Below are 2,689 nucleotides of genomic sequence, written 5' to 3'. Positions count from 1 at the left end.
CCGGTCAGCTCGCCGAGCGGCGTCAGCAGGATGCCCGCGAGCAGCGGGTGCGCGGCCACCCGGAGCCGGGTGGCGAGTGCGGCGGGGTCCAGGCGCGGGGCGTGGGCCTTGAGTACGGTGCCTCCGCTGCGTACGACGGTCACGTCCGGGCGGTCGACGATCACCGCGGGCTCGCCGGCCCCCCGGCTCAGCTCCGCCAGCCGGTCGACGAGGCGTGCGCGCACCGGCTCATCCTAAGGGCAGCCCCGTAGACCGTCTTCTCGATGGTCAGCGCCTGCCGGGCGGGTCCTCAGCCGAGGGCCTTGGCGTACCAATGGTCCGCCTTGCCGTGACCGACGTACGGCGCGGTCTCTTCATATCCGTGTCCCATGTACAGGGCCCGGGCCTCGGTGAGCTGGGTATTGGTCTCACACACGACCCGCTCGGCGCCCAGTGCCGCGGCGGACGCCTCGGCGGCCAGCAGCAGCCCCCGGCCCAGCCCCGCGCCACGCCCTGCCGGGCGCACGAACATGCGCTTCAGCTCTGCCGTCGCAGGCTCGCCTGCCAGCAGCCGTACCCCGGCACAGCCGAGGAACGCGCCGCCGCCGCTGCGGGCGACGAGGAACACACCGTCGGGCGGGGCGAGATCGTGGTGGGGGTCCTCCGCGAGCACTCCGCGCAGCTCCTCCTCCGTCACCGCCCGCCCCAGGACCCGCCACCCCATCTCGGTGAGGTACTGCCGCATCGCGTCCTCGACACCGGCCCCGTCGACGGGCTCCGCCTGGATTGTCCACATGGCCATGCACGCCATCGTCCGGAACCCCCGTCCGGTTGTCCACCGCCCTGCCGGCGGCGGGCACACCACCCGGGCGCTGCGGGACAGCCCTCGGGCCCGTACCACGACGGCCCGCGCACGTGACGGGGGCGGTACCCGGGAGAGGAAGGGCACGGGCCCGGAAAACGCGTAGCCCGGGCGTCTCCCCAGACGCCCGGGCGTACACGTCCGTCCGCCGCACCCCCGTCCCCACGGGGCTGAGCCGGCTGTCCCCGGCCCGGGCCGCTCTCCCGGGCCTGACGGGGCTAGTGCCCCATCATTCCGGCCACGGACGACGCATGTGTGATGACCGCTTCCCAGCCGCCGAAGACGACGGTGAGGACGATCGCCAGGGGCAGCACCATGGCGAGGGCGACCAGCGGGTGCCTGCGCTCCGACGGCTGTGCGCCGAACGCGGCGAGCGCCCCGGCGACGGCCTTGGGCCGTGCGGCGTGCTCCGCTGTTCTCTCCATGGCTCCCACTCCTGTGTTGGGGCGGCGGGCGTCCGACCTCGGGGGACGAGTGCTGCGCCCGCCGCTTGACGACAACATTAGGGAAATGATCGGCACGGGTCGTCATGCCCGCGTACCGATTGCCTGGCCTCCCGGAGGATGACTGAGGCGGGAAGTCGCTACTCCCGTGGGTGGAGACCGCGTACTACGTCCCGGGGTCTTCCCCGAGGGGGACCTCGCCGTCCGACCGCGGCACGGGCTGCTCCACCAGGGCCAGCACCCTGGTGGCCATGAACCGCGCCGTGCGCACCACCGACCCGCTGCGCGTCACCTCGCTCACCTCGACCACGCCCCGGCGCACCGACGTCTCGACCCTCCGGCCGGCGCGCGAGGCCACCACCTGGTACGTCCTCGTCGTGTCCCCCGCGTCCACGACTATCTCCACTCGATCGCCCTTCACCTGTCCCGCATCCCCCTTCCTAGGGGCCGCACTTGGGCCCGGCAATACCTCCAGGATCCCACCCGGGACTGACAATTCGGCCCGCCGCACGGCGCCCTGCCAGCGCGAGCGGCGGTCAAGTCCGTAAGCTGTGCACGGCAGACAGACCGGGCAGCGGGGATGGTTACGGTATGGCGATGATGCGGCTCCGTCGTGAGGATCCGCGTGTCGTCGGCTCGTTCCGGATCCACCGGCGGCTCGGCGCGGGCGGCATGGGCGTGGTCTACCTGGGCTCGGACCGGCGCGGCCAGCGGGTCGCGCTCAAGGTGATCCGGCCGGATCTGGCGGAGGATCAGGAGTTCCGCTCGCGGTTCGCCCGCGAGGTCTCCGCCGCCCGGCGGATCCGCGGCGGCTGCACGGCGCGGCTGGTGGCGGCCGACCTGGACGCGGACCGCCCGTGGTTCGCCACGCAGTACGTACCGGGGCCCTCCCTGCACGACAAGGTCGGCGACGAGGGGCCGCTCATGGCCGCCCGGGTCGCGGCGATCGGCGCGGCGCTCTCGGAGGGCCTGGTCGCCGTGCACGAGGCGGGCGTGGTGCACCGCGACCTGAAGCCGTCCAACATCCTGCTCTCCCCCAAGGGCCCGCGGATCATCGACTTCGGCATCGCCTGGGCGACGGGCGCCTCCACGCTGACGCACGTCGGTACGGCGGTCGGCTCCCCCGGGTTCCTGGCGCCCGAGCAGGTGCGGGGGCAGCCGGTGACGCCGGCGAGTGACGTGTTCTCGCTGGGCGCCACGCTCGCGTACGCGACGACGGGCGACTCGCCGTTCGGGCAGGGCAGTTCCGAGGTGATGCTCTACCGGGTGGTGCACGAGGAGCCGCTGCTCGACGGGGTGCCGGACGCACTGGCGCCGCTGCTGCGCACGTGCCTGGCGAAGACGCCGGACGACCGGCCCTCGACGCTGCAGCTGTCGCTGCGGCTGAAGGAGATCGCGGCCCGCG

General features: G+C 73.6%; 4 protein-coding genes and 1 pseudogene. 1 reads left to right on the top strand and 4 read right to left on the bottom strand.

The window, feature by feature from the left end:
- The 4 genes and pseudogenes from H5J30_RS26165 to H5J30_RS26150 all read right to left on the bottom strand — a co-directional run.
- Positions 1-224 (bottom strand): annotated as a pseudogene (locus tag H5J30_RS26165) (hypothetical protein); the annotation flags it as partial.
- 65 nt (positions 225-289) lie between these two features.
- Positions 290-781: a GNAT family N-acetyltransferase gene (locus H5J30_RS26160; protein ID WP_181789804.1), complete on the bottom strand. Its 492-nt coding sequence runs from the start codon at positions 779-781 to the stop codon at positions 290-292.
- Positions 782-1,059: 278 nt separating this feature from the next.
- Complete coding sequence (locus tag H5J30_RS26155; protein ID WP_018836780.1) at positions 1,060-1,266, bottom strand: hypothetical protein; 207 nt, start codon at positions 1,264-1,266, stop codon at positions 1,060-1,062.
- 184 nt (positions 1,267-1,450) lie between these two features.
- Entirely contained in the window at positions 1,451-1,705 is a 255-nt protein-coding gene (locus H5J30_RS26150; protein ID WP_145901891.1) for a DUF8836 family protein, read from the bottom strand.
- A 170-nt stretch (positions 1,706-1,875) separates the two neighbouring features.
- Here H5J30_RS26150 and H5J30_RS26145 point away from each other — a divergent pair.
- A partial coding sequence (locus H5J30_RS26145; RefSeq protein ID WP_181789803.1) for a serine/threonine-protein kinase occupies positions 1,876-2,689 on the top strand: 814 nt, incomplete at its 3' end.

It is taken from the genome of Streptomyces phytophilus (assembly GCF_013870535.1).
In the GTDB taxonomy this organism is placed as follows: Bacteria; Actinomycetota; Actinomycetes; order Streptomycetales; family Streptomycetaceae; genus Streptomyces; species Streptomyces phytophilus.
This window is presented reverse-complemented; position numbering and strand designations above follow the sequence as displayed.

Coding starts and splice junctions, on each gene's coding strand:
- H5J30_RS26160 (WP_181789804.1), bottom strand. CDS start 781: ATGGCCATGTGGACAATCCAGGCGGAGCCCGTCGACGGGGCCGGTGTC.
- H5J30_RS26155 (WP_018836780.1), bottom strand. CDS start 1,266: ATGGAGAGAACAGCGGAGCACGCCGCACGGCCCAAGGCCGTCGCCGGG.